The sequence below is a fragment of the Frankia sp. CgMI4 genome, from assembly GCF_001756285.1.
Taxonomy (GTDB): domain Bacteria; phylum Actinomycetota; class Actinomycetes; order Frankiales; family Frankiaceae; genus Frankia; species Frankia casuarinae.
Genome location: NZ_MAQZ01000070.1, coordinates 74,046 through 95,387, shown reverse-complemented (window position 1 = coordinate 95,387; position 21,342 = coordinate 74,046). Strand labels below are relative to the sequence as shown.

The 21,342-nt window shown below is 70.6% G+C and carries 19 protein-coding genes and 1 tRNA gene; 7 read left to right on the top strand and 13 right to left on the bottom strand.

The window, feature by feature from the left end; all coding sequences use genetic code 11:
• The first annotated feature begins 168 nt into the window (after positions 1 to 168).
• Positions 169 to 1,707 (top strand): hypothetical protein, encoded by a 1,539-nt coding sequence (locus tag Manayef4_RS12055; protein WP_070131652.1) that lies wholly within the window; start codon positions 169 to 171, stop codon positions 1,705 to 1,707.
• A gap of 60 nt (positions 1,708 to 1,767) precedes the next feature.
• On the opposite strand, the gene Manayef4_RS12050 is transcribed toward Manayef4_RS12055, so the two are convergent.
• Together Manayef4_RS12050 and Manayef4_RS12045 are read right to left on the bottom strand one after the other, a co-directional pair.
• A complete protein-coding gene (locus tag Manayef4_RS12050; RefSeq protein ID WP_254665611.1) occupies positions 1,768 to 2,541 on the bottom strand; it encodes a glycosyltransferase family 2 protein in 774 nt (257 codons plus the stop codon).
• 201 nt (positions 2,542 to 2,742) lie between these two features.
• Positions 2,743 to 3,423, bottom strand: coding sequence for a transposase (locus Manayef4_RS12045; RefSeq protein WP_254665610.1), 681 nt, complete (start codon positions 3,421 to 3,423; stop codon positions 2,743 to 2,745).
• Between the two features lie 274 nt (positions 3,424 to 3,697).
• On the opposite strand from Manayef4_RS12045, the gene Manayef4_RS12040 reads away from it, so the two are divergent.
• Complete coding sequence (locus Manayef4_RS12040) at positions 3,698 to 4,255, top strand: hypothetical protein (RefSeq protein WP_023840621.1); 558 nt, start codon at positions 3,698 to 3,700, stop codon at positions 4,253 to 4,255.
• A 109-nt stretch (positions 4,256 to 4,364) separates the two neighbouring features.
• Here Manayef4_RS12040 and Manayef4_RS12035 read toward each other — a convergent pair whose 3' ends face one another.
• Both Manayef4_RS12035 and Manayef4_RS12030 read right to left on the bottom strand, forming a co-directional pair.
• Complete coding sequence (locus tag Manayef4_RS12035; RefSeq protein ID WP_011434578.1) at positions 4,365 to 4,733, bottom strand: nuclear transport factor 2 family protein; 369 nt, start codon at positions 4,731 to 4,733, stop codon at positions 4,365 to 4,367.
• Positions 4,734 to 4,773: 40 nt separating this feature from the next.
• Positions 4,774 to 5,202, bottom strand: a complete 429-nt coding sequence (locus Manayef4_RS12030) for a hypothetical protein (protein ID WP_011434577.1) — start codon at positions 5,200 to 5,202, stop codon at positions 4,774 to 4,776.
• A gap of 265 nt (positions 5,203 to 5,467) precedes the next feature.
• Here Manayef4_RS12030 and Manayef4_RS12025 point away from each other — a divergent pair, with 265 nt between their 5' ends.
• Positions 5,468 to 6,832 carry an IS5/IS1182 family transposase gene (locus tag Manayef4_RS12025; protein ID WP_070131650.1) on the top strand — a complete coding sequence of 455 codons (1,365 nt, stop codon included), beginning with the start codon at positions 5,468 to 5,470 and terminating at the stop codon, positions 6,830 to 6,832.
• Between the two features lie 53 nt (positions 6,833 to 6,885).
• Here the strand turns inward: Manayef4_RS12025 and Manayef4_RS12020 are convergent.
• The 4 genes from Manayef4_RS12020 to Manayef4_RS12005 form a co-directional block, all read right to left on the bottom strand.
• A tRNA-Glu gene (locus Manayef4_RS12020) sits at positions 6,886 to 6,961 on the bottom strand.
• Positions 6,962 to 7,180: 219 nt separating this feature from the next.
• Entirely contained in the window at positions 7,181 to 7,933 is a 753-nt protein-coding gene (locus tag Manayef4_RS12015; RefSeq protein WP_070131669.1) for a hypothetical protein, read from the bottom strand.
• Positions 7,934 to 8,477: 544 nt separating this feature from the next.
• Positions 8,478 to 8,684 (bottom strand): developmental transcriptional regulator BldC, encoded by a 207-nt coding sequence (gene bldC, locus Manayef4_RS12010; protein WP_006540950.1) that lies wholly within the window; start codon positions 8,682 to 8,684, stop codon positions 8,478 to 8,480.
• Positions 8,685 to 8,836: 152 nt separating this feature from the next.
• A complete protein-coding gene (locus Manayef4_RS12005; protein WP_070131649.1) occupies positions 8,837 to 9,667 on the bottom strand; it encodes a hypothetical protein in 831 nt (276 codons plus the stop codon).
• A gap of 260 nt (positions 9,668 to 9,927) precedes the next feature.
• On the opposite strand from Manayef4_RS12005, the gene Manayef4_RS12000 reads away from it, so the two are divergent.
• Together Manayef4_RS12000 and Manayef4_RS11995 are read left to right on the top strand one after the other, a co-directional pair.
• Complete coding sequence (locus Manayef4_RS12000; RefSeq protein ID WP_070131648.1) at positions 9,928 to 10,998, top strand: Glu/Leu/Phe/Val dehydrogenase dimerization domain-containing protein; 1,071 nt, start codon at positions 9,928 to 9,930, stop codon at positions 10,996 to 10,998.
• Between the two features lie 364 nt (positions 10,999 to 11,362).
• Positions 11,363 to 11,569: a DUF3073 domain-containing protein gene (locus Manayef4_RS11995; protein ID WP_011434572.1), complete on the top strand. Its 207-nt coding sequence runs from the start codon at positions 11,363 to 11,365 to the stop codon at positions 11,567 to 11,569.
• A 305-nt stretch (positions 11,570 to 11,874) separates the two neighbouring features.
• On the opposite strand, the gene purM is transcribed toward Manayef4_RS11995, so the two are convergent.
• The 3 genes from purM to Manayef4_RS11980 all read right to left on the bottom strand — a co-directional run bounded on the left by purM (position 11,875) and on the right by Manayef4_RS11980 (position 15,685).
• Positions 11,875 to 12,984 carry a phosphoribosylformylglycinamidine cyclo-ligase gene (gene purM / locus Manayef4_RS11990; protein WP_070131647.1) on the bottom strand — a complete coding sequence of 370 codons (1,110 nt, stop codon included), beginning with the start codon at positions 12,982 to 12,984 and terminating at the stop codon, positions 11,875 to 11,877.
• Positions 12,981 to 14,615 (bottom strand): amidophosphoribosyltransferase, encoded by a 1,635-nt coding sequence (purF, locus tag Manayef4_RS11985; RefSeq protein WP_070131646.1) that lies wholly within the window; start codon positions 14,613 to 14,615, stop codon positions 12,981 to 12,983. Before purF ends, purM begins: the two co-directional genes overlap by 4 nt.
• 257 nt (positions 14,616 to 14,872) lie before the next feature.
• Complete coding sequence (locus Manayef4_RS11980; RefSeq protein ID WP_070131645.1) at positions 14,873 to 15,685, bottom strand: sterol carrier family protein; 813 nt, start codon at positions 15,683 to 15,685, stop codon at positions 14,873 to 14,875.
• Between the two features lie 187 nt (positions 15,686 to 15,872).
• Between Manayef4_RS11980 and Manayef4_RS11975 the strand changes: the two genes are divergently transcribed.
• Positions 15,873 to 19,412, top strand: a complete 3,540-nt coding sequence (locus Manayef4_RS11975; RefSeq protein ID WP_070131668.1) for a molecular chaperone Hsp90 — start codon at positions 15,873 to 15,875, stop codon at positions 19,410 to 19,412.
• Between the two features lie 28 nt (positions 19,413 to 19,440).
• Here Manayef4_RS11975 and Manayef4_RS11970 read toward each other — a convergent pair whose 3' ends face one another.
• A complete protein-coding gene (locus Manayef4_RS11970; protein ID WP_011434567.1) occupies positions 19,441 to 19,779 on the bottom strand; it encodes a DUF2530 domain-containing protein in 339 nt (112 codons plus the stop codon).
• Positions 19,780 to 19,836: 57 nt separating this feature from the next.
• A complete protein-coding gene (locus tag Manayef4_RS11965; protein ID WP_070131644.1) occupies positions 19,837 to 20,751 on the bottom strand; it encodes a sulfotransferase in 915 nt (304 codons plus the stop codon).
• A gap of 206 nt (positions 20,752 to 20,957) precedes the next feature.
• On the opposite strand from Manayef4_RS11965, the gene Manayef4_RS26675 reads away from it, so the two are divergent.
• A complete protein-coding gene (locus Manayef4_RS26675) occupies positions 20,958 to 21,038 on the top strand; it encodes a putative leader peptide (RefSeq protein WP_349257442.1) in 81 nt (26 codons plus the stop codon).
• Positions 21,039 to 21,342 lie beyond the last annotated feature (304 nt).

Here is a 21,342-nt window from a genome sequence, read left to right as displayed (position 1 = left end):
ATCCTGGTGGTCGAGAGGTCTCCGGGGACTCGGGGGGCTGGGGACTCGGGGGGCTGGACAGGTGCGTGGGTGCACAATGGCGCTCTCGACCTCGGGGCGACTCATGCATCGCGGGTTGGGGGAAATCATAGGTCGGGGAAATCGTGGGTTGGGGGAAGGAGAGCCGCGATGTCCGTGCCGGAGGTGCCAGCGCCGGACGAGCTGGTGATTAGCGTGGAGGCTCCGGAGCCCGTTCGGGACGACCTCGGCCTAGAGTTCACCATCGAGTCCGACGTGGATGTCGCCCATCCGCTCGTGACGATCGGTGATTCGCTCACCCATGGCTTCCAGAATCTGGCGGTCCGCAACACCGACCGGTCGTGGCCGGYTCTGCTGGCCGAGGCGATGGGGGTGACGCCGTTTCGCTATCCGGTCTATCCCGGGCCGGATGGCTGCGCCGGCCTCCCCCTCAACATGGAGGAGTTGCTGCGCCACGCGGACACCATTACCAAGGGCCGGCCGCTACCGGCGCACGCGCTACGCCTGATAGTCGCGCTGTACACCCAGGCGCGGGGGGTGCAACGCTACTGGGGCTTCGGCCCGGGCCGGCTCMCCGTCGAGCAGGCGGAATTCAACCACAATCTCGCAATCTACGGTTGGGATGTCCGCGACGCACTCTCGAAGAACGTCGGCTGGTGCCAGGAACAGCTGGCCGAGCGCCCCGCCCGCCGGTCCTGGAATCCGCGCAGGCTCCTGGTCCAGAACGACGGGCCGATCGCTGCCCTGCGTGCCCTGGCCGGCCCCGGCGACCCKGGTACCACCCAGCTGACGGCGGCGCGGCAGCTCGGTGCCGAGGGCGTCGGCACGCTCGTGGTCGCTCTCGGGGCCAACAACGCGCTGTCCAGCGTTCTGCGGCTGCGGCTGGTCTGGAGCGGAGACAACTTCGCCGACMTGAACGGGAAGAAGGCCTACACGGTATGGCGCCCCGCCCACTTCCAGYAGGAGTACGACCAGCTCGTCACCGAAATCGAAAAGGTGGGAGCCCGGCATGTCGTGCTGGTCACCGTCCCCCACGTCACCGTCGCACCGCTCGCCCGCGGGGTCGGCGACAAGCCGGAAGGCTCGCGATACTTCGCCCGCTACACCTACGCCTGGATCAGCGACGACCAGTTCGACACCGCCGACCCCTGCCTCACCGGGACGCAGTGCCGGCAGATCGACAGCGCCATCGACATGTACAACCAGGTCATCATCGAACACGTCAGGGCGCACCGGCAGGCCGGTGACGACTGGCGGGTCTTCGACCTGTGCGCCCTGCTGGACCGGCTCGCCTACCGCCGCTATCTCGACGACCCGACCACCCGACCGAGCTGGTGGAACCGGTACGGCCCCTATCCGCTACCCCAGGCACTCCGCGAGCTGCACCCCCGGCCCGACACCCGATTCTTCCTCTCCGACGCCCGGGGTCGTACCCAGGGAGGTCTTATCGCGCTCGACGGCGTCCATCCCACCAGCATCGGCTACGGCATCATGGCCAGCGAAATGCTCGCGATCCTGGCCCGCGCGAACGTACCCGGAGCCGTGGGCGCCACCATCGACTTTGCTGATCTCCTGCGTCGGGACACCCTGGTCAGCAACCCGCCCGCCAGCCTCGGCGGCGACTTCCGCACCCTCGGCTGGCTACAGCACCGGCTCCAGCTGTTCGCCGCGCTCACCGAACTCTGGTAAAAACCGAACTCTGGTGAACTCAGCCTCTTTGCTCGTGGACCACGAATGCTATTCAGCCGATCATCCCACACGGCCCTGCTGGTTACCGCTCTTCCCAGGGGGGTCCGCCGGCGAGTAGGGCGGCACACCGCCAGATGAGCAAATATTGCCCTCCGAAAAATTGCCGTTCTGGCGGGAACGCTGTGCGTCGTGGCGTCGGTAGCGCAATGTGGGGACGTCGAGCAGTATTCCGGTGGCGAGGGCGGAGCCGGCAATGAGGGTCGCGGTGTCCTCGACACCGCGCAGCGCCGCCCATCCCCCGACGACGAGGAGCAGGTTTCGGCGCCACATCACCCCGGCCKGATGCACGGGTGGCAGGGTGCGGTCGGGTAAGGCGGACGCCCACGCGACGGCCAGCGCACCGCGGGCCAGCGGCCCGGCGGGCACTGCCAGCGGCGCGGTGCGCAGGGTGYCGTCAGCGTGCAGGTCGCGGGCATGGCCGACCGCGTAGCCTGCCGCGGGATGGGCGGCGAGCGCGCCGCTGAGGTCGGCGAGCGCGCCGGGTTCGAGCTCATCGTCGGCGTCGAGGTTCTGGACCAGCGGCGCGGTGYACGCGCCGAGGGCGATGTTGCGGGCGACCCCGAGGCCTTCCTGGGTGCCGTGCGCGGCGATCCGGACCCGGCCGTCGTCCGCCGCTCCGCAGGCGGTCAGCACGTCGAGGACCTCGTCGGGCGACCCGTCGAGGTGAACCCGCCATGTCCAGTGGGGATGGCTCTGCCGGTGCAGCGAGTCCCACGCCGCGGGCAGGTAACCCGCGTACTCGGCGTGTACCGCGGTGACCACATCGACCCGCATGTTCGCAGTATGTACCGATCCGCCCCGCAGCCGTGTGGTACATATCCGGAGAAGATCTGACGGAGGGGGCACATGGACGTCGCATCGATCAATGCGCGGCTCGGTCAGGCAGCCTCAGCCGACTCCCGCGAGTTGGACCGGGTCTGCGAGGACGTCGCCGCCGAACTGATCGACGCGAACATCGAACCTCCCTTCCGGGTCTCATCGGCGGACTTCGTCACCGACCCCTGGCTGATCTGCGCCRACCGGTACTGGCGCCGCAGGTTCCTGCGCGAGTCCACCGTCGAGGGCGGCGTTCTTGCGTAGTCGGGTGGTCCAGGTCACCGGGGCGGGTAGGGTGCGTAGCTCGTCGCCGGCGTAGGCGGCGTCGGCGACGGCGTGGATCGTATGTCCGGGCAGTGCGGTGGCCAGTTTCTCGACCATGCGGGCGGCCAGCCACAGCCGGGAGGCCGATGTGGTGTCCTTGCGGACCAGTCGGGCCATCACCGGCAGGCAGATCTGCCGGTCGAGGCAGGGTAGGGTGACGATGATTCCGGCGAGGACCCAGTTGTTGCCGTAGCCGATCTGGCGGGTGTCGACGGCCGAGCCGTCGTGGAACCAGCTCGCGGCCCAGACCTTGGTGCCTCTGCGGTGGAACAKCGTGTCGTCGACCGCCACGGTCACCGGTGCCCCGGCGGGGATCAGAAGGCGCACCGCCAGCCGGGCCAGGGTCACCCCGAGCTCGTCGGCGGACCAGACCGCGGCGGAGAAGAACCGGTGCACCCGGTCGTGCGGCCACACCCGCGACAGCCCGGCGCCGACGAGCATCCCGCACACCGTGCGCCGGCCCGTGGCCGCGAGCATCCCGGCCACCAGGGCGCGGAAAACCCGGAAGGTCGGCACGGTGAAGCACGGTCGGAAATCRGCCAGGAGAACGGCCAGGGAAAACGGTACAGTGACATCCGGGAGCATCGGCGTCCACTCATTCGAGCTGGTTTAGGAAGCGTCGATGCTCCCGCCATCAGCCCGTCGGGAAGCCTGCTTCCTCTACCGGCACGCCGCAGCCGTGCCACACCCGGACACAACTCGTCCCATCAATAGGTTAAATCAACTCGCCTCGCTAACCACCGCGAGACGATCAAGAAAACTGCGAAACTCTAGCCTCCAGGACCCGCAGATGTACGTGCTCCGGACGGGGCTGGAGCGGCTGCTGGCCGCCTACGAGCCCAATCCCGCGTTGATCATGGATGGCAGGTACGACATCCTGACCGCCAACCGCGGTGTCCAGGCACTGCTCGGGGACCTTCCAAAATTCCTGCTCGAACCGCCGATGAATGCCATAAGGATCACCCTTCACCCGGAAGGGCTAGCTCCCCGGATCCGTAACCTTTCCGAGTGGCGCGCACACCTGCTGGAGCGTATCGACCGACAGGTCACGCTACGGCCATCGAGTGAACTCAAGGAATTGTTCAACGAGGTCTCGGCGTACCCGGCGCCTGGTTCGGACGGAGACGGCCAGGCGCACGCCTCCCTCGGCGCGGAGCATTACCCGCTCGCGCTGCCACTGCAGATCCAGGCAGGCGAAACGATCCTGTCTCTCATCTCGACGGTCACCACGTTCAACACGCCTATGGACGTGACCGTCTCCGAACTGGCGGTAGAGACTTTCCTGCCAGCCGATCCGGAGACGGCACAGGCGCTTCAGGTCGCCATGAAAGGCGCACCCGTGGTATGAGCCCCCAGGCCCGGAGAAAGACCCAGGCGAAAGTGCGTGCCGGCCGGGCATCCGTGGCACGGATGTCCGGTCGGCACGTCTCCACCGGGCCGTGCCCGGACCTCCGGGGTCAGGCTCCCGGAAGCCGGTCCAGGAAGCCGCTCACCGAGCTGATTCGTCCGTCCTCGGCGAGAGTGATCACATCAAAGCCGGCCGCCGGAGCCGAGCCATCGGCCTTCGAGACCAGTTCCCAGGAGAAACGAGCGATGTTGTGGTGCCCGTCAGGGGAGCCGGCGAGCCTGAACTCGAAACCGGGGAACTGCTCGTGCGCTCCGCTGATCGCGGCGGCGATGCCGTCGTGCCCGCTGACGTCGGCCAGCGGGTCGGTGTAGGTGCCTTCTTCTGTGAACGCGGCGGCGACCGCGTCCTTCAAGTCCTCGGGAGTRGCGGCGTTCCAGGCGGCGAAGTACCGCTGGACAGCGTCGTTGTACGAAGTCAACTCAGTACCCTTTCAAAATCGTGCTGGATGGTGTTCGGAGTCACACCCGACTGCGACGCAGGGCGGCGAACTGCAGCACGGCGAGACCGCCGACCGTCGCCGCCTGCAGCGGAATCCAGACCTGCCCGGCKATGCTGGGATCGTCGAACCAGAACAACAACGCGACGATGCTGAGCACCGCCCAGGCGAGATTGGCCTCGATCACCGCGTTGACGGCCAGTACCGATGGCCGCGGCCTGCTGGCGAGCCAACCGACAGCCAGGCCGTAGAGGAGCAGGAAAGCGCCCAGAGCGAGCAGCAGATCGCCGCTGACGTCGAACAGCCGCCCCAACGGCCCCGACGCCACCAGATAGGCGATTCCGTTCACCGTGGTGACGACGGCGTCGAGGGCGAGGAAACGCTGTAGCCAGGTGGCCCCGTCCGTCCTGACCTCGGCCCCGGCACGGACCGAGGGTTGGCTCGTGGTCATTGACATCAGCCTCCTCAACGTGATCGTGCGTGGCACAGGCCGCAGGGTGCTGTGCCACGTACAGCGTGTGCCACAGTCGCCGGGATGGTCGATTACCGCCCAGGTAATCGAGCCGCGGTCGGCGCGCACGCTCCGCGGCGGATTTCAGTGGGCTCGGGACGGACGGGCGGCTAGTGCGCCGGTCAAGTAGCCGTGTGTGATCTGTGGTAGGCAGCACCGGTGGGTGGGTGCCGGGTGCCAGCCTCTGATCGGAAGGTGCTGCCTGATGCGTCCTGGGGTGTGGCGTCCACCGGTGGAGCCCTCGGCTGCGGAACAAACAGTGATCAGGCTGGTGYGGCGGGCGAAGCTGTTCGTGTTCCTGCGCCGGTATCGGCATGAGCTGTTCGACGAGGCGTTCCAGACCGAGCTGGCCGAGGTCTACCGCGACAGTCCGAAGGGCCAGCCGCCGGTGCCGCCGGCGCAGCTGGCGTTGGCGCTGATCCTGCAGGCCTACACGGGTATCTCCGACGACGAGGTGATCGAGGCGACGGTGATGGACCGGCGCTGGCAGCTGGTGCTGGACTGCCTGGACACCGACCGTCCCCCGTTTGCCAAGGGCACCCTGGTGGGATTCCGTACCCGGCTGATCAACGCTGGGTGGGATCGGCGGCTGATCGCACGCACCATCGAGATCGCCATGGTGAGCGGGGGGTTCGGGCCGCGGGCGTTACGGGCGGCGTTGGACTCCAGTCCGTTGTGGGGCGCCGGCCGGGTCGAGGACACCCCGAACATGGGACACGCCCTGCGCAAGGCTCTGGGTGTGATCGCGGCCGGRCAGGGGTGGGGGCTGGACGAAGGAACCGCCGTCCTGGCCCGCCGGGCTGGGGCCCCGGTGCTGGCCGGATCCAGCCTGAAAGCCGCGTTGGACGCCGACTGGGACGACCCCGGCGAGCGGGACCACGCTCTGGCGGTGGTGCTGGCCGCCCTGGAGGCGGTGGAGACCTTCATCGCTGCCCAGCCCGCCCCGGTCGGGGCGGCTGTCGCGGTGGCCCGCCAGGTCCGTGACCAGGACGTCGAGACCACCCCGGCCGGTGTGGCCCGGCTGCGCCGCGGGGTAGCGAAAAACCTGACCGAGCTGCACATCGACCGGGCCTACCTGCCCTCCACTCTGGTCCGCGACCGCGACGAGAACCTGCAGGTGTTCTGTAAGGCGTGGCGAGTCCGCAACACCACCGGCCGGTATGACGAGACCGCTTTCACCCTGAACTTCGACCACGGCCAGCTCACCTGCCCGGCCGGGGTGGTCATGCCCTTCACCCCGGGCCGCACCGTCCGTTTCCCAGCAGCGACCTGCGCGGCCTGTCCCCTGCGGGAACAGTGCACCACCAGCACCCGCGGGCGCAGCGTGAGCATCCATCCCGACGAGACTCTGCTCGCCGAACTCCGTGAACGCCAGGCGACCCCGGCCGGCCGCGCCCGCCTGCGGGAACGCACCGCGGTCGAGCACACCCTCGCCCACGTCGGCCACTGGCAGGGCCGCCGCGCCCGCTACCACGGGCAGCGCAAGAACCTGTTCTACCTCCGCCGCACCGCCGTCGTCCACAACCTCCACGTCATCGCCCGCCAAAGAAACGATCAGCAAGCAGCCTGACTACCTGACCGGCGCTCTAGATGTTAGCATTTAGTGGCCGATCGGCTACCCTCTGGTGCCCCCAACGGGATTCGAACCCGTGCTACCGCCTTGAAAGGGCGACGTCCTGGGCCGCTAGACGATGGGGGCGCGGCGACGACCCTCAGCGAGGCTGCGCATCCGCCCAACCGCGACGTCGATCGTCTGAAACACCGCAAGCATAGGGGATGGCCCGGTCGGACGACAAACCCTTCCCGGGCCGATCCCGACCGCTCGGCATCCCCGTGGGAACGCTCCCCTGGCCGGCCAACCACCCGGCTGCCCAACGACTGCCCGGCCACCCGGCCACCCGGYTGCCCGGCTGCCGCGTCACCGGCCCTTCTCCAGGCGTGAACGGCCCGGCGCCTCCTGCCCCGCGGGGCGGCCTGCCGCGGGCGCGATGGCGCGGCGCGGGTCGACCCATCGGTAGCGGGAACGGAAGAAGGCTCGGACCGGCCGCCCCCCGATCGCGATCGAGTGCTCGATCCGCGCCGGCCCGGCGAGATYGAAACTCAGCGTGACCTCGTCGGCCCGGTCCCCGGGAGTGTTCGGATCATAGACACGGAGCGTGATCGACGTTCCGGCCTGGACGTAGGCGTAGGCGAGCACCTGATGGTTCAGGCCGAGCAGCCGCGGATCGGGGGAGCGCACCGTGATGATCCCGATCGGGGACAGCAACCCCTCGTCCAGATCGAGCCGGATCCGTGGCCACTCATCCGCCAGGCTCGTCCGCGCGACTCCCGGCCGGACCCGGATCCCCCGGTTGACGTCGGCATCGGCGCCCTGCATGAGCCGGTAGTAGCGGGCCACCCCCCGCGGGATGTCGAAGCTCTCCAGCAGGCGGCGGACGAGGTACGCGTACAGCGGGGAAYCGACTGCCGGCGCCACGACGTCAGGCGGCGGCCCGATTCCGGCCTCGAACAGATCACKCACAGCGTAGATCATCCCGCCGCACAGGCCCCGGCTGGCGTCGCCGAGGCCCAGCCGCCGAGTCGACCATGGCGCCGAAACGGCCAACAACGGTTGCGGAGCGAAGCTGTTCGTGAACCGGAACGCGCTGGTACTGGGCCGGAAACCGGGCACAGTCGACTCCCGCCCCCAGCCCTGGTTATCGGCGCCGCCCGACGTCACGGTGCCGGGCGGGTTACGGCGCCAGGCGGCGGTCCAACGATGATCAACCTCCGGGCAGCTCGGATCTCTGTCCAGCGATCTCTGTCCAGCCTCTCGGCTGTCCAGGGCCTCGGCCGTCCGTCCAGTGCCTTGGCCCAGCGCGACGAGACCGGCGGACAGCCGTAACGGCCGTCCGCCGGTTCCCCAGCAGGTCCACCCAGCGCCCTCCCGGTGCGGAGGTGGTCCTTGACGCGGGACGTCGGYGGGACAGGATCCCGACGCATGGGCTCACCCACATGCCGGACGACCCGACGCCTGGATCTATCTACCCCTCCATCAGCGGCCCGATGGTGATACCGCAGCCTCCGGCCGTCGTCCGATACGGGACGATCAACCGCTCTCGAGACCTTCGGCCCTATTCCGCGGGACTCACGACCGACACCCTCGCACTGTCAGCCGTGCGGCCCGCACCCGAGGAGAGGAGGGGGCTCGTGCAACGCGCCAGGTTGGCGCGAACCTAGATGTCACTTCCGATGCTCGGAACTCCCTTCAACAGGGCACGCACCTCCGCCTCTCGGTACCGGCGGTGACCGCCCAGAGTCCGAATCGACGTCAGCTTTCCGGCCTTCGCCCACCGGGTCACGGTCTTCGGGTCTACCCGAAACATCGTGGCAACCTCGGCGGGCGTCAGCAGCGGCTCAGCGTCTGGCGTTCGTGTCGTCATTGCGTTGGCCTCCCGTCACAGAGCGTCGCTCCGTCCCATACAGATCGTGCATCCTTCGGGGGCATTTCGGACATGGCACGTCAGGACCATCTACTGACTAGTCACAGCTCGTCCGACGCGGGCGGCAACTCTCAGTTAACAGAATGCGCCGATCAGCTCGCGGATTCCCGTGCCTGCAAGGRCCTCCACCTCATCAGGACTCGTTCGTAGGCTTCGACCGCTAGGTCTGTTCGCCCACGGCGTAACGCACTGACAGCCTCGACGATGTCCTCTACAGAGTTGTCGCGCCGAAGCATGTCATCGTCCAGCAGGTCAACTAGCCCGTCGTAGTCCAGTTCGACCCTGCTCTGCGGATGGAAGGACCCCAGCCAACGGGCCAGCTCGCCGACGCCCTCGACTCCTGGGGCGTCCGGAGAGCTCGCCCGCAGCGCCTCCACCKCCTCCACCGCCCGGCCCGCCCGCCGTCTGGCGAGGCTCATCGTGGTGCGGTAGATCATGGACCRCTCGGCAGTGTCCCCCGTGACCAGGGACCGTTCGGCCGGGTCGAAGAGCAGGAACCACGGCGGTGGCACCATCCAGGTACAGGTCTGCACGTGGACCTTGAGCGCGGGGCGGCGGGCCTTCCACCGGTCCAGCTCGACCTCGGCCGGCTCGATGATCCGCCGTGGCAGGAACGCCTCCGCGACGCGGTCGGGCATCAGGCCGCGGAACTCGAGCGCCGCCTGCCACACCCGCAGCTGGGTCGACCACGGACAGACGAACATCAGACCGTCGATCCACTGGACGAAGGCCGACTCGTCGGCGACGTCAAGGGTGGGATGGACGGTCGCGACCAGCGCCAGGACCCGCTCCCGGCGGGTCCCGGCCCGGCGCGAAGGCGGCCCCGCGGCGGCGTAACGCTGCCAGCGGCCACGTTCGGCCGCGGGAAAGGCAGCGAGCGGTTCGTACACCCGCAGATACGCCGCGGGGGAGACGACGGGCACCTCAGGACCCACTTACCGCGCGCGATCCGACCGACGACACCCACGCGGATGCCCTGGATCCTGGCATGCCTCGATCCTGGCACGTCCACACACAAGCCGTCCGGCCTACCGGCGCCGTAGGGTTCGCCAGGACACGATCTGCGGGCCCTGGGCGCGGCGCGGGGTGGTTGGCCCGCGCGCGGGATCAGGGCGGTGGGGGCCACGGGCCCCACGGAGGCCCCCAGAAGGCCCCCAGAAGGCCCCGAGGAGAGAGGTGCGCCATGTCGTCCCTGTTCAGCGCCGTTTGTGACCATGAGCAGGTGCTGTTGTGCTCGGACCGTCCCTCGGGTCTTCACGCGATCATCGCCATCTACTCGACGGCGCTGGGGCCGTYGCTGGGCGGTACCCGCTTCCACCCCTACGCCGACGAGGAAGTCGCGTTGGCGGACGCCCTCGCCCTGTCCCGGGCGATGGCCTACAAGGCCGCCTGCGCCGGGCTGGACCTCGGCGGCGGCAAGGCCGTCATCATCGGTGATMCGGCCGTCGCGAAGTCGGAGCCACTGCTGCGCGCCTTCGGCCGCCATGTCGCATCACTGGGCGGCCGATACATCACCGCTTGCGACGTCGGTACCTATGTGGCGGACATGGACGTCATCGCCCGGGAAACCCGGTGGGTAACCGGACGGTCACCGGCGCACGGCGGTTCGGGCGACTCCGGCGTGCTGACCGCCTACGGGGTCTTCGAGGGCATGCGCGCCGCCGCCCGGCACCGGTGGGGAACGCCGAGCCTGGCGGGGCGCCGCGTCGCGGTCTCGGGAGTCGGCAAGGTCGGGCGGCGGCTCGTCGGGCATCTCCTCGACAGCGGCGCCTCGGTGGTCGCGGGCGACGTGGACCCGGTGGCCCTGGCCCGGCTGCGGGTGGAGTTCCCGGCGGCCGAGACCGTGCCGGACCCGGACGATCTGCTCGACCTCGACATCGACGTGTACGCCCCCTGCGCGCTGGGCGGAGCGCTGAGCGCGGAGACCGTCCGCCGGCTGCGAGCCGGCGTCGTCTGCGGCGGCGCCAACAACCAGCTCGCGCAGCCCGAGGTCGGGCGGCAGCTCGCCGACGCCGGAGTCCTGTACGCCCCCGACTTCGTGGTCAACGCCGGCGGCCTGATCCAGGTCGCGGACGAGATCGAGGGCTACTCGCCGGAGCGGGCCCGGGCCAGGGCCGCGCAGATCTTCGACACCACCTCGGAGGTGTTCCGCCTCGCCGAGGCCGAGGAGGTGACCCCGACCGAGGCCGCGGAGCGGCTCGCCGAACGCCGCATGACCGACGTGGGACGCCTGCGGGGGATCCTGCTGCCCTGACGCCGACCGCGGATGGGGCGAGACGCACCGTGAGGCGAGGCACACCGTGAGGCGAGGCACACCGTGAGGCGAGGCACGATCACCCGCCCGGCGGAGGCCTGAACGTCAATGGGAACAGGTGACGGTGATCACATCCAGGCCCCGTCAAACGGGCCGCCGACGGCGGGGACGAGCGGATATCCMCGATCGAACCCACCGGACAAGCGGGTTCATACACCGTTTCCGATCGCGGACACCTTGTCCGGGGACAGGCAACTGTCGGGTTGGCGTGCCGAGAAGCCTCCGGTCCCTGTAGTCTCGGGAAGCACGAGACAGTGAGAGCACCGGGGCGGGTCCCCGTCGTCATGTTCGAGGGGGTCGAGCCATGGGGCGCGGCCGAGCTAAGGCCAAGCAGACGAAAGTCGCCCGCGAGCTCAAGTACAACTCGCCCACTATGGATCTCGACCGATTGAAGGCGGATCTGGGCGCGGGCTCGACGCGCGAGAACAACAACGACGACTCGTACGTAGATGACGACTACGGATAYGACGCCTACGCAGACGACGAGGACGATCGACGTTCCTCCCGCTGACAGCGTCGCTTCGGTAGTCGCTCACCGCGGCAGGCTCACCGCGGTGGTCGTCGCCGACGGTGGTCGTCCGGGCTCAGGCCCGGGCTCCCACCGCCATAACGTGCTGCCGTGATGTTGGCCGCGCTGCATGCTTCTTCGCCAGTTCACTCCTGATCAGCCCAGGCTGCCCGGACAGGTTGCCCAACCTGCCCGGAGGGGCTGCCCTGCCCGGACGTGCTGTCCCGGACGTGCTGTCCCGGACGTGCTGTCCCGGACGTGCTGTCCCGGACGTGCTGTCCCGGACGTGCTGTCCCGGACGGGCCGCCTCAGCGTGGATGCCGGCCGGCGAGCCGGGCCCTGGCCACGCCGGCTGGCTCCGGAGCGTCCGCCGTGYCGACCTCCCCTGCCACCCAGGCCGGCACGTCCCGCGCGGCGAGCAGCGCGAGAGCGTCGGCGACCGCGGTGGCCGGCAAGACCRCCACCATGCCGACTCCCTGGTTGAAGGTGGCTTCCATGTCCGCCTGGGTCACCTCGCCGCGCTCGGCGAGCAGACCGAAGATCGGGGGCACTGACCACGACGCCCGGTCCACCGTGGCCAGCAGGCCCGGCGGGATGACCCGGGCGAGGTTCGCCGCGAGACCGCCGCCGGTGATGTGGGCGAAGGTGTGCACCTCGACAGCCGCGGCCAGCGCCAGGCAGTCCCGAGCATAGATGCGGGTCGGAACCAGCAGGGACGTGCCCAGCGTGCCCCCCAGGGACGGGACGTATGCCTCCAGATCCTCCCGCGCGGTCTCGGGAATCCCACCGGGCTGGCCAGAATCGACAGGACCGAACAAGATATGCCGTACGAGCGAGAAGCCGTTGGAGTGGATGCCGGATGATGCCATCGCGACCACCACGTCCCCGGGCCGGACTCGCTCCGGCCCGAGCACGTCGTCGGCCTCCACGACCCCGACCCCCGTCGCGGCCAGGTCGTAGTCGTCGCTACCCATGAGCCCGGGGTGCTCGGCGGTCTCCCCGCCGACCAGCGCCGCCCCCGCCTGCTCGCAGCCGGTTGCGATGCCGGAGACGATCTCGGCCACGCGCGCGGGGACCAGGGAGCCGCACGCGATGTAGTCGAGCAGGAACAGCGGCTCCGCGCCGCACACCACGAGGTCGTCGACAACCATGGCGACCAGATCAATGCCCACGGTGTCGTGCGTGTCCAGGGCCCGGGCAACGGCAATCTTGGTGCCCACACCGTCGGTCGACGAGGCGAGCAGCGGCCGACGGTACCGCGCCGTATCCAGCGCGAACAGGCCGGCGAATCCGCCGAGCGAACCGACGACCTCGGGCCGGATCGCGCGCGCGACGTGACCGCGCATCAGCTCGACGGCACGCTCGCCCGCGGCCACGTTGACCCCGGCCGCCCGGTACGAGTTCAATCCACCGCTCATGCGGGCCTCACCCCGGCCGGCTCGGGCTCGGACTCAAGATCGGGCTCGGGCTCAGGCTCGGCGTCGTGGTTGTCCGGGGAGGGATCGGCACCGTTCATGCCCAGCGTCACGCCGCGCCGCAACGCCTCGGCGATCATGTCCTCGGTGGTCTCCGCGCCGCCCGTCGCCTCCAGCCGATGCTTGCCGAGCTTGTCGGAATCGTTCAGCGGAACCGGGTACACGCCGTCGAAGCAGGCCCGGCAGAGCGTGCCGGCCGGTTGGCGGGAGGCCTCGACGAGGCCCTCCAACGAGACGTAGGCCAGCGAGTCGGCCCCGAGAGAGGCTCTGATCTCCTCGATGCCCGCCTCACTGGCGATCAGCTCGGCGCGGGTCGCGAAGTCGATGCCGTAGAAGCAGGGCCACCGTACCGGCGGCGAGGAGATCCGGATGTGGACCTCGGCGGCGCCGGCCTCCCRCAGCATGCGCACCAGCGCGCGCTGCGTGTTGCCGCGGACGATCGAGTCGTCCACCACGACGAGGCGACGCCCCTCGATCACATCCCGCAGGGGGTTCAGCTTGAGCCGGATCCCGCGCTGCCGAATCGTCTGCGAGGGCTGGATGAAGGTGCGCCCGACGTAGGAGTTCTTGACCAGGCCCTCACCGAACGGGATACCCGACTCCTCCGCGTAGCCGACCGCGGCGGGTACCCCGGACTGYGGCACGGGGATGACCAGGTCGGCCTCCACCGGCGCCTCGCGGGCCAGCTGCCGGCCAACATCGACCCGGGTGGCGTGCACGGAACGTCCGGCGATCGACGTGTCCGGGCGGGCGAGATARACGTACTCGAACAGGCAGCCGTGYGGATCGGGCCGGGCGAACGTGCGCGARCGCACCCCCTCGGCGTCGATGACGACCAGCTCGCCRGGAACGATCTCCCGTACGAGGGTGGCGCCGACGATGTCGAGGGCGGCCGTCTCGCTGGCGATGATCCACGCGCCGTCGGGATGGCCGTCGAGCCGGCCGAGCACGAGCGGGTGGATCCCGTGCGCGTCCCGGGCGGCATACAGCGTCGAGGCGTCCGAGAAGACCAGCGAGAAGGCCCCGGTCAGGCGGGGCAGCACGTCCATCGCCGCGTCGACGAGGGTCGGGCCGGGATGGTCGGCGAGCATGGCGGTGATGAGGTCCGAGTCGGTGGTCGCCCGCAGGCGGTCCCGCTCCGCGCCGAGCGTCCGCGCGAGCTCGACGATGTTGGTGAGGTTGCCGTTGTGCCCGAGCGCGATGGGGCCGCCGAAGCGGGCGGTGCGGTACGACGGCTGGGCGTTCTCCCAGGTGGAGGAGCCCGTCGTCGAGTACCGGGTGTGACCGACCGCCACATGGCCGCTCAGGCTGGACAGGGTGACCTCGTCGAAGACCTGAGCGACAAGCCCCAGTTCCTTGAAGACCACCACGGTCCGACCGTCCCCGACCGCGATGCCGGCAGCCTCCTGCCCGCGGTGCTGCAGCGCGTACAGACCGTAGTAGRCCAGGTTCGCCACGTCCTCACCGGGCGCCCACACCCCGAACACACCGCAGGCGTCAYGCGGCCCCGGCTCGTCGGAGAGGTCTGATTCCCATCCGGGGGTGGCGCCGAAGCGGGGTGCGACGTCTGGCACCAGGACTCCTCGACAGGTCAGGGACACCGAAGAATGCGGACGATCTCGCGCGGGACCATGCGGGACCACAGAGGTGCCGGGCTCGTCCGCTGACGTGCCGAGACGTGCCGAGACGCGCCGACCACTCCGACCACCGCCTCACCCCGGCAGCTACCTTCCACCACGCTAGCAGTGAGGACGCGCATCGGCCGTTGTGCGCGCATGCCCGGACGGACCAGATCGTCCCTGGTAGATCATCCGGACCAGCCAACCCGCATCTACAGGAGGGGCAGGTAGGAACTGAGGTCGGCGCGCTCGCCGCTGGCCGCGACCCGGCCGTCGGCCACCGCCTCGGCCCACGGCAGGCGGCCCGCGCACAGCAGGACGAAGGCGACGGGTTCGGCCTCGACGACATTCGGCGGTGTGCCCCGGGTATGGCGTGGACCCTCGACGATCTGCACGGCTGTGAACGGCGGCACCCGCAGTTCCACCGAGCGTCCGGGTGCCCGCTCGGCGAACATCTCCGCGAACACCTTCGTCGCCGCCCTGAGCGCATCCCGGACCGGCGTGACGCCTAGATCGAGGCCGTGCACCACCGCCTCGACCGCTCGGGTGCGCAGGAACTCCGCCAGTCGCATTGGGCCGCCCGGCGTCGGGACCACCGCTTCCTGAGTCACCGCGGCCATGGCGGCCACCGCGGCCGACACCTCGCCGGCCAGCCGGCCTCTGATCTCGGCCGGCCCACGGTTCGCCGCCAGCGAGCGGGCGGTGTCCGCGACGGCCTCCGTCCGGGTTCCGGCGCCCGTCAGGTAGCCGCTCGCGGTGACGAGATCCCTCGCCGTGACGAGATCCGTCGTGCGCCGGGACGCCGGGACCGCGGGGGCCAGGGCCTCGGTGAGCGCGGACGCGGAGCGGGAGACGTGCAGGACGAGGTCGCCGACCGTCCAGCCGGGCAGCGGACTCGGCACCCCGAGGGCCCCGTTGGGCAGGACACTCACCGCATCGACGATCCGCTGCCACTGGTCCGCCAACGTCGCGGCCAGCTCGGTACCGGTCGCCCTGGGATCCTGGCGGCGTCCGCGGGGTGGCACCCCTCCATCCTGCCCGGCGCCGCGTCCCGGCCGGATAGCCTACCTGCCAGATACCACCAGGCACCACCCGATAACATCTAGTACAAACCGGTACAAACCGGTACGCGGTCATATCCGGCTGTCCGCGCGCGCCGGTGTGCCGGACCCGATCCCCCGCCCTGCCGGGCAGGAAGACGAGTATRGACGGGTGCCAGTGACGATCCCGCGCGCTCCCGCCGACGAGTACGCAACCGCCGCGATCCGGCAGCGGGTTCTTGACGCCTGGGCCGCCTCCCCGGCCCGCTTCCGGGAAGACGCCAATGCCGAGGAGGACGCGGCTCTCGGCGCCTATCGCGACCGCCTCGTCGTCGAACTTGTGCAGAACGCGGTCGACGCCGCGCGTGAGGCCGGCGTCCCGGCCCGGGTGTACCTGCGGCTGCGCACCTCCGCTTCGGAGTCGGATGCTCCGGATGCTTCGAAGACCGGCGCCGGTCCCGGGGGCCTGCTGGAGATCGCCAACACGGGGGCACCGCTGAGCCCGGCGGGGGTGGAGGCGCTGTCGACCCTGCGTGCCTCGGCGAAACGGGACACCACGTCGGTAGGGCGGTTCGGCGCCGGGTTCGCCGCAGTGCTCGCGGTGAGCGACGATCCCTCGATCGTCTCCCGGTCCCGCCCGGGCGGGGGGGCGTCCGGAGTCACCTGGTCGAAGAGCAGGGTGATCAAGGCCGTGACGGCCGCGGGGGTGGGCTGCGCCGGCACCACGACGCCGGCGCCGGGCCTGACCGAAGAACTGGCCCGGCGCGACGGGGCGGTACCCATCCTCCGGCTGCCATTCGATCTTCCCGCGCCGCCCGCACCGCCGGACGGGTACGACACCGTGATCCGCCTCCCGCTGCGGGACGTCGCGGCGGCCACGGCGGCCCGGGATCTGCTGGCCGGGCTCGATCCGACCCTGCCGCTCGTCCTCGGCGGTCCCAGCGAGATCGTGGTTGACGTCGACGGAGCCGTTCGGACGATCACCTGTCGATGGATCCGCGGGGGCGGCTCATCCCAGCCCGCGCCGGGCGTGACGGCGACCCGCGTGGAGATCGCCGATCTCGACGGCGAGCGCTGGCGCGGCATCGCCCGTAGCGGCGTGATCCCGGCCAACCTGCTGGCCGACCGCCCGGTAGAGGAGCGCGGCCGGAACCGCTTCACCGCCCGGGTCATGGTCCGCGACGGCGGATGGCCCGAGGGCGTCGCCCGGGTCGTGCGGGCACCTCAGCCGACGGACGAACCGATCTCGCTGCCGATCCTGGCGAGCGTCGAGCTGCCACTGGATCCCTCGCGTCGACACACGGTATCGGGTCCGTTACGAGACTGGCTCACCGATCAGCTGAGCGCGGCCACCGTGGCGCTGGCCGAATACCTGGGCGCCGGCAGGAACCCAGACGCCGGCAGGAACCCAGACGCCGGCAGGAACCCAGACGAGACACCCGGCGACCCGCTGGCCGCGCTGGCCCTCGTGCCGACGGGGCTGCCGGTGGGCGAAGTCGACGGCAGGCTACGGGACGTGCTGACCCGACTTCTCCCGGACGCGGCGATGCTGCCCGCCGGTCTGCGTGGCCGGGACTGTTCCGTCTGCGATCTCGGCCCCGCGACCGATGCGGTCACCGAGCTGCTGCGCTCCTGCGGAGCCGACCCGGCCGAGGCCTGGACCGAGGCCGACCCGGCCGAGATCGCCGGCACGGACGGGGCGGGTCCGGATAGCGACGACACCGTCGCGGCGAAGGTCGATGGGCAGGTTCCCGGCCTGCTCCCGGCGGCCTATGCGGCCCGCCGGTGGCGTACCGCACTCTCCGCCCTGGGCGTTCGACGGGTGGACAGCGCCGCCCTAGTCGAGCTGCTCTCCGGGGTGCCCCGCCCGCCACACTGGTGGGGACGTCTCTATCCGCTCCTGGTCGGGGCGCCGGACCGGGATGCGCTCGGCGCGCTTCCGGTACCGGTCACGGAGGTTCCCGCGCCCTGGGAGGACACCGAGCCGCGCGGGGCAGCCGGGTCCAGCGCCTTGCGGACGCGGATGGTCACCGGTCCGCGTGGGACCCTGCTGCCCACCRCCGACCTCGACATCGTCGCGCTGGCCCGATCGGGGCTGCCGCTGCGGGTCGTGCATCCCGACGCCTGCGCCCAGGACGCGGCGCGGGATGCCCTGCGCACCCTCGGCGCGCTTGAGGGCACTCCAGCGGGTGTCCTAAGGGATGCGGCGGTACGCGAGGCGGTCCTGGACGCCGATCCGGAGGACGATCCCGATGATCTCACCGCCCTGGCGAACGCGGTGCTGGCGCTGGTCCGGGACGCGGGCGAGGAGTCCGCGGCCGACCTGAGCTGGCTCGACGAGCTGCTGCTGCCGGACGGCGACGGTGACTTCACCCCGGCCGGCGAGCTGCTGATCCAGGGAGGCCCCCTGGATCGGGTGCTCGCCGAGGACGCGCCCTTCGGCACCCTGAGCGCCGAGGTCGCGCGGGCCTGGCCCGCCGAGGTACTGGCGAAGGTCGGTGTGCTGCGCACCTTCGGGGTGTTGCACGCCCACGACCTGCCGTTGGATCCCGACGAGCAGATCCTGCTTGACCTCGACGACRGCGACATCTGGGTTGACGACGTCGCGGCGGACGACCACGGCGCGCCGGGCGGCTCGGCGAACCTGCGTCGGCCGCCTCCCGGCGGGCCACCGGCACCCGCCATGATCGGGGTGTTCGCGGCGGTACGCGACCTCGAACTCGTCGACCGGACCGCCTGGCCCGAGGCGCTCGCCGAGCTCGCCCGACCACCGTTGCGGGACATCGTGTTCGCCCCCGAGCCGTCCTATACGCGCTGGTGGCTGGCGCGGCACGCGGTGCTGCCCGTCGGTGGCGACGGCCGGGTGCCCCGCTCCGCGGAACACCCGGCGGAGCGCTCCGCGGAACACCCGGCGCACCGGGACAGCAGGGTTCTGCCTCCGGGCGAGCTCGTCCTACCCGACGCGGACCCCCTGCTCACCGGGCTGTTCGCGCCGGCGGCACCGCTCCCGGGGGTCGACGACGAGTTCCTGCGCCACCTCGGCTGCCGGCTGACGCTGGAGGACGTCCTCGGCGACCTGGGCGCGGTGATGGACCTGCTCGACCGGCTGGGCGACGTTGACCGGGACGTGCCGTGGCCCGCGGCTCGCACGCTGTACATCGCCGCGGTCGACGCGGTGGCCCGGGTCCTGACGGCGCCGGACGGTTCCGCCCACGACGGGCGGTTCGACCCGCCGCTGACCGTCCGCACCCCGGACGGCGTCCGGGCCTGCGCCGACGTCGTCGTGGTGGACGCACCGGACATGCTGGGGCTGCTCGGCGCGGACCGCTTCGGGCTGCGTCTCCCGCTGGACCGGGCGGCCGAGGTGGCCCACGTCCTCGGCGTGCGCCTCACCGCCGAGGCGGGCACCTGCGAGATCGCCTCGGCGGGCCCCGGCGAGGCCCGGCAGGCACCGGACGGCACACCGTACCGGGTTCACGACCCGCTGCTGGTCGAGGATCTCGCCGGCAGGCCAACCCGGGTGCCCTGGCGGGTACTCGGCGGGATCGGCGGCGAGATCCACGTGGATGCCGAGGCCGGCTCGGACGCGCTCGCGCGGGCCCTGGCCTGGCGCGGCGGGCAGTGGGACCGGCGGCATGCGCTGGCCGCGGYGCTGCGCGACCCCGACGGTGCCGCCTTCCGAGCCGCGGAGGACGACCTCGACGAGACCTGAGCCGCGCCGCTGGGTTCCGGTCGCCGGACTATCGATCCGCGTGGTCAGGGTTTCCCCGCGCCCGCAGCCGGTTGCGGCGGCGGATCACGATCCACAGGCCGGCGAGCCCGAGGACGAAGCCGCAGATCGCCGTCGCGAACCACCAGAGCCGGCCGTCGCCCCGCAGCTCGTCGAGGAAGAACGCCATGACCAGCGCGGCGATGGCCCACAGCACGGTTCCCACCGCGACGGAGGCGACCCCGTCGTAGGGCAACGGTTCGGGCGCGGACGGGCGGGTTGTCGCGGCGGGCTCGCCGCCCTCCGGGACGGGCGGTACCTCGGGGGCGTGCGCACCACCCGTGGAATCGCTGCTTGCTGAGACGCTCATCCCGCTCGACGCTACCCTCTCGGCTCGCGGCCGGGCTGCTCGCGGCCGGGATGATAGTCAGGAGTCGTCCGCCGGTTCGACGAGCCACTCGTCGAACCGGCGTCTCGTCACGTCGCTCAGCAGGGCGATATCGGAACGGAACCCGTCCCGCAGCCGGGCCCCGATCGCCGGATCCAGCCGGGGGGCCGGGAAGGCCGGCACGGACGGGGGCGTCGGCACGGACGTCCCGGGTGGCCCGGGACGGCCTCGGCGCTCGACCCCCAGCTTGACCCCCAGCTTGACCCCCAGGAAACCGTGGGCCCGTCGAATGACGGCGGCGGGATCCCCGATCAGATCGCGGTGCGCCGTCAGGAGTACCTGCTCGCGGGGGAACAGCGTGAACAGCCGCTGCAGCTGCGTGCCGTACCTGCCCAGGGCCAGGTAGCGCCACGGCCATGGCCAGCACGCGGCCGTCCGGGYGGCCTCGGCGGCCACGGCACGTTCGAAATCGTCGAGGTCCTCAAGACCGGCCAGCCGCATCCGGACCCAGTTCGCATAGGCCCGCTCCACCGGATCACGAAGAACGACGATGAGCTTCGCGTAGGGAAGCAGTTCGTGAATATGCCGCAGCGCCGTGAAGTCGGCGAGATAGTACGGGGTGCTCTCGCCGCGCACCGCACCCGCCGGAGCCGCGTCGAACAGCGCCTCGTAGTCGGATCGCCGACGGACAGGTGATCGCTCGCCCGGCCCGGCGCGAGCCACACAGCCCGGACGACCGGCACTCCCGCCGGCTTTGTCCCAAACGGAACAGACGACGCCGGCCCGGCCTGCCGTGGTGACGTCGAGCCCGCTTTCCAGGATGCGCCCGGCCAGGAAGTACCCCGGTTGCGGGATCTCGGACATGAAGACGGATCGATGGCGGCCGAGTTCCTCGTGCAGGACCTCCGTACCCGCGTCGGGAGCACCGATCACGAAGAAATCAGGCAGAGCCACGGCATCTCCTGTTCCTGACGTCCCCGGCCGCGGTTCCTGGAACAGTCCGTGAGTATATTCACGCTTCTCCATCGGGAAGATGGATATCCCGGGACCTCCACGGCCGGCGTCATGCACCACGGATTCCACCGAAAGACCAAGAGGTGAGATAAGTCATACTTTTCAATGCTTGGCGACCACCGGAGCAGTGTGCTTCCGTTGCTCTTGTGTTGAAGCGGCTGATCCTGGTCACCCGGKGCCACATTGATCTGCTCCGCGTTGCCTCGGCCGCCTGTCCGGCGGCCTGACGGGCAGCCGCCTACCTCCCGCACGGCGCTTCACGAAGCGTCAGTCGGTCCGGACGCCGCACCAGGGCACGCCACCGTCTGTCAACCGACGTTGCCTCGTCTCGCGCGAACCGGCAAGCATCGCCAGGAAAGCCCCACCGGGCAGCGTCATCGCTGGTAGCTGCACATGCCGACCTCCCCCGAACAACATCGGCCCCGCCCTCCCCCGCCGCCGCCGGTGAGAGACACCGCCACCATCTTCGCGCCACCGCGCCGCGTACCCGGCGGACCCACCGGCCAGAACGCTGACACGTCGACGGCATCT

Coding starts and splice junctions, on each gene's coding strand:
- bldC (WP_006540950.1), bottom strand. CDS start 8,684: ATGACGACACGAACGCCAGACGCTGAGCCGCTGCTGACGCCCGCCGAG.
- Manayef4_RS11970 (WP_011434567.1), bottom strand. CDS start 19,779: ATGAGCGTCTCAGCAAGCAGCGATTCCACGGGTGGTGCGCACGCCCCC.
- Manayef4_RS12040 (WP_023840621.1), top strand. CDS start 3,698: ATGTACGTGCTCCGGACGGGGCTGGAGCGGCTGCTGGCCGCCTACGAG.